Source organism: Streptomyces sp., from assembly GCF_031178505.1.
In the GTDB taxonomy this organism is placed as follows: Bacteria; Actinomycetota; Actinomycetes; order Streptomycetales; family Streptomycetaceae; genus Streptomyces; species Streptomyces gulbargensis.
In genome coordinates this window covers 1-3,863 of the sequence record NZ_JAPSIW010000680.1, presented here as the reverse complement: position 1 = coordinate 3,863, position 3,863 = coordinate 1, and the positions used below count along the sequence as shown (strand labels likewise).

The window sequence follows — 3,863 nt, the reverse complement described above, 5'->3', positions numbered from 1 at the left end:
GGTTGGCGGTGCCGACGATCACGAGCAGCGTGAGGGCCGGGTGCGCCAGCCACAACAGGCGCCACGGCGAACGGGTCGCGGCGATCAGGCCGATCGCGACCATCAGCGCCCAGCCGAAGTGCAGCGACGGCATCGCGGCGAACTGGTTCGCCATCGAGTCGGCCTCCGGCGCGGCCCCGTACACCGAAGGTCCGTAGACCCGGGCCGTGTCGACCAGGCCGGTCGCGGCGAGCAGGCGCGGCGGGGCGAGCGGCACCGTCAGGTGCAGGGCCAGCGCCGCGGCGGTGAACAGTGCGAGAACGCGACGGGACCACAGGTAGTGGGCGGGCCGGCGCCAGTACAGCCAGACCAGGAAGGCGAGCGTGGCCGGAAAGTGCACCAGCGCGTAGTACGTGTTGGCGGCCTTGACCAGCGGTTCGCCGTGCAGGAGCAGGGCCTGCACGGCACCTTCGCCCGGCAGGCGCAGCGCGCGTTCGGCGTCCCAGACGCGGTCGGCGTTGCGGAAGGCGCGGGCCTCGTGGCCGTTGGCGAAGAGGCGGCCGAGCTTGTAGACGAGGAAGAGGGAGGTGACCAGGAGCAGCTCGCGCAGGAGCGGCGGCCGGACGCCGCGCGCCGGCCCCCCGGAGGTCTCCCCTCCGGGTGGGGTCCCCGGCGCCGCGGGTGCCGCGGATTGCACGGGGTCCTCCGGGTCTCCGCGTTCCGCCCGGCCTTCCTCCCGGCCGGGGGTAGCCGTCGCCCCCGGCCCTGCAGGACGTGGCTCTCGTATCCCGCGTATCCCGGTAGCCATCGGCGCGGCCCCTTTTTCGTATCCGAATCAGCCAAAAAGGCAACAAACGGAGGGAAGCGTAGATCCGATTTCATCGAGACGCAAGCGTCTCGATACGTTTGCGTCTCGATTCGGCCGGGCTTAGGCTTCAGGCAGAGGTGTCCCGGGAGGAATCGATGTCCACTCAGGCCGCGACCGCCGCAGCCCGTCGCAGCAAGATCACGCCCGAGCGCGAGGCGGAGCTGTACGACGCGGTGATCGCCCTCCTGCGGGAGGGCGGCTACGACGCCGTGACCATGGAGGGCGTCGCCGCCCGCACCAAATGCGGCAAGGCCACCCTCTACCGGCAGTGGGGCACCAAGCCGCAGCTCGTGACCGCCGCCCTCGCCGAGCGGCGCTGCGCCGTCTTCGCCGGCATCGACACCGGCACCCTCGCCGGTGACCTGCGGGAGGCCGCCCGCCTCGCCGCCTCCCGACGCGACCGCGACGCCGAACTCATGGAAGCCGTCGCCCAGGCCTACATCCAGCACCCCGACCTGCGCGCCGCACTCCGCGCCACCGTCATCGCACCCGAGGTCGCCGCCCTCGACGCGATGCTCGCCCGCGCCGTCGAGCGGGGCGAACTCGACGCCGACAACCCCGCGACCGGTTTCGTCGCCCCCTGCTTCCTCGGCATGCTCCGCGTCGAGCGCCTCTTCGAGGACCGTTTCACCGACGCCTCCGCCATGCGGACCTTCGTCGACGCCGTCCTCCTTCCGGCGCTGCGCGTCGCGGGGTGAGCCGCGCCGCCCTCCCGCACCCTGGAGCCATGGCAGCCCGTCACACCCCCACCGTCCGCGTCCGCCGCGTCCACGACGCCCCCTCGCCCGACGACGGCGTCCGGGTCCTCGTCGACCGGCTCTGGCCGCGCGGCCTCGCCAAGGCCGACGCCCGCATCGACGAATGGCCCAAGGCCCTCACCCCCTCCACCGAACTCCGCCGCTGGTACCACGGCGAGGAGGGCACGTACGAGGAGTTCCGCCGCCGCTACGAGGCCGAACTCGCCGCCCCCGAAGCCGCCCAGGCCCTCGAACGCCTCCGCGAGCTCGCCTCCGGGAGCACCGTCACCCTCCTCACCGCCACCAAGGACCCCGACGGCAGCCACACCACCGTCCTCGCGCAGGCCCTGACCGCGCACCGCCGCTGACCGGTTCCGGGAGCCCTCCCACCGCCCGCCCGTCCCGGGGCGGTTGACCTTCCCACCCGGGGAAGGTCCAGCATCGGCCGTGCCGGACGACGTGTCCGGCACAGGGAGGAGGCACGCCGGTGGAACGGTACGAGCACGGTGCGGCGGACGGGGGACGGCCGGCCCGGATGATGACGATCGGGGAGTTCTCCCGGGCGTCCCGGCTGTCGGCCAGGGCGCTGCGCCGCTTCGACGAACTCGGCCTGCTCCGGCCCGCCCGCGTCGACCCGTACACGGCCTACCGCTACTACACCGAGGACCAGCTCGAACGGGCCCGGCTCGTCGGCTGGCTGCGCCGCCTCGGCATGCCTCGGGACCGGATCCGCGAGGTCTGCGACCGGTACGCCACCGACCCCGAAGCGGCGGCCCGCGCCATCCGCGCCCACTGGGCGCGCACGGAGGCCGACACCGCCACCCGGCGCACCCTGGCCGCCTCCCTGACGGACCTTCTGGAAGGACCCCGCACGGTGACCACCCACCCGTACGCGCTCACCGCCGCCGCCCACACCGACCCCGGCCCGAACCGCCCCACCCAGCAGGACGCCGCCGTCGCCGGGCCCCGGCTGCTCGCCGTCGCCGACGGCTACGGACCCGCCGGCGCGGAGGCCGCCCGGACGGCCGTCGAGGCCCTGGCCGGCCCCCTCCCCGAGCGCACCGGCGACCTCCTGAACGCCCTGGAGGACGCGGTCGCCCACGCCGGCGCGGACATCGCCGCCCACCGAGGGGACTCCGGCACCACCCTGACCGCCGCCGCCTGGACCGGCGCCCGGCTCGCCCTCGCCCACGTCGGCGACTCGCGCGCCTACCGGCTCCGTGACGGCGCGCTGCTGGCCCTCACCCGCGACCACACCGTCGTCCAGGACATGATCGACTCCGGCGAACTCACCCCCGCCGAAGCGGCCGCCCACCCCGACCGCGCCCTGCTCCTGCGCGCCCTCGACGGCACCGTCCCCGCCGCACCGGACCTCACCGTCCACGAGGCGCGTCCCGGCGACCGCTACCTCCTGTGCACCGACGGCCTCTCCGCCGTCGTCCCCGCCGACGACATCCGCCGCGCCCTCGCCGCCCGCGGCACCCCCGAGGAGACCGTCCACGAACTCACCGCCCTCGCCCACGCGCACGGCGGGCCGGACAACCTCGCGGTCGTCGTCGCGGACGTCACGCCCGCGTCACCCGGCGGGGAACCCCACCCGGCTCCCGGGCGTCTCCCCTGACAACACGAGATCGATGGTGCACGAACCGAGCGAGGTGCCATGCACGCGAACGACCCGACGAAGCTCGAAGCCACCCTGGCCGACGGCAGGCGCATCACGCTGACCCTGCCCCCGACGAACGCGCCCTGGGCCGCCGACGGCCTCGGCTCCCTCCGCCCGGTCCGCCCCACCCACACGGGCCGCCGGGACAACCCCCCGGTTCTCCCGGAAGAACCCCCGCTCCCGCTCCAGGTCGCCCTCCTGGGCCTCTGACCCCGTCAGCCGGCCGCCCCGTCCCCCCGCTCGCCGAGCAGACGGGGCGCCTCGGCCGCGGCGTCCGGCACCGGCGCCCGCCCCGCGACGGGCGGGCGCTCCAGCCGCGCCGCGAGCTCCCTGGCCCAGCCCGCCAGCCCGGCGACATCGATCCCGTACGGCGCGGCGTCAGGCCACCCGGCCTCGATCCGGTCCGCGCCGCGCCGCAGCAGCCGCGCGCCGCCCGCCGCGTTCCCCCGGGCCCCGTGCGTGAGCCCCACCGCGAGCTGCGCCAGCCCCTGCCACAGCTCCCGTTCCTCCTCCGGGCCCGACTTCCAGGCGTCCTCGAACACCTCGTGCGCGTGGAACGGCATCCCCGCGTCCAGCAGCCGCTGCGCCTCCCGCACCGTCTCCGCCGGCCCCCGCA

6 protein-coding genes are annotated in these 3,863 nt (G+C 75.4%); 4 read left to right on the top strand and 2 right to left on the bottom strand.

Annotated features, from left to right (window positions below; translation table 11 throughout):
* Window positions 1-589 (bottom strand): phosphatase PAP2 family protein (locus tag RIF68_RS30385; RefSeq protein ID WP_375165758.1); only part of this gene is annotated, 589 nt, incomplete at its 3' end.
* 353 nt (window positions 590-942) lie between these two features.
* Here RIF68_RS30385 and RIF68_RS30380 point away from each other — a divergent pair.
* The 4 genes from RIF68_RS30380 (at window position 943) to RIF68_RS30365 (ending at window position 3,457) form a co-directional block, all read left to right on the top strand.
* Window positions 943-1,545, top strand: coding sequence for a TetR/AcrR family transcriptional regulator (locus RIF68_RS30380; RefSeq protein ID WP_309054485.1), 603 nt, complete (start codon window positions 943-945; stop codon window positions 1,543-1,545).
* A gap of 29 nt (window positions 1,546-1,574) precedes the next feature.
* Window positions 1,575-1,952, top strand: coding sequence for a DUF488 family protein (locus RIF68_RS30375; RefSeq protein ID WP_309054484.1), 378 nt, complete (start codon window positions 1,575-1,577; stop codon window positions 1,950-1,952).
* A 167-nt stretch (window positions 1,953-2,119) separates the two neighbouring features.
* The gene (locus RIF68_RS30370) at window positions 2,120-3,205 is read left to right on the top strand and encodes a MerR family transcriptional regulator (RefSeq protein WP_309054487.1); all 1,086 of its coding nucleotides are present in this window, start codon (window positions 2,120-2,122) and stop codon (window positions 3,203-3,205) included.
* Window positions 3,206-3,244: 39 nt separating this feature from the next.
* A complete protein-coding gene (locus RIF68_RS30365) occupies window positions 3,245-3,457 on the top strand; it encodes a hypothetical protein (protein ID WP_309054483.1) in 213 nt (70 codons plus the stop codon).
* A 5-nt stretch (window positions 3,458-3,462) separates the two neighbouring features.
* Here the strand turns inward: RIF68_RS30365 and RIF68_RS30360 are convergent.
* The coding region (locus RIF68_RS30360) for a DUF309 domain-containing protein (RefSeq protein ID WP_309054482.1) at window positions 3,463-3,863 on the bottom strand (401 nt) is incomplete at its 5' end.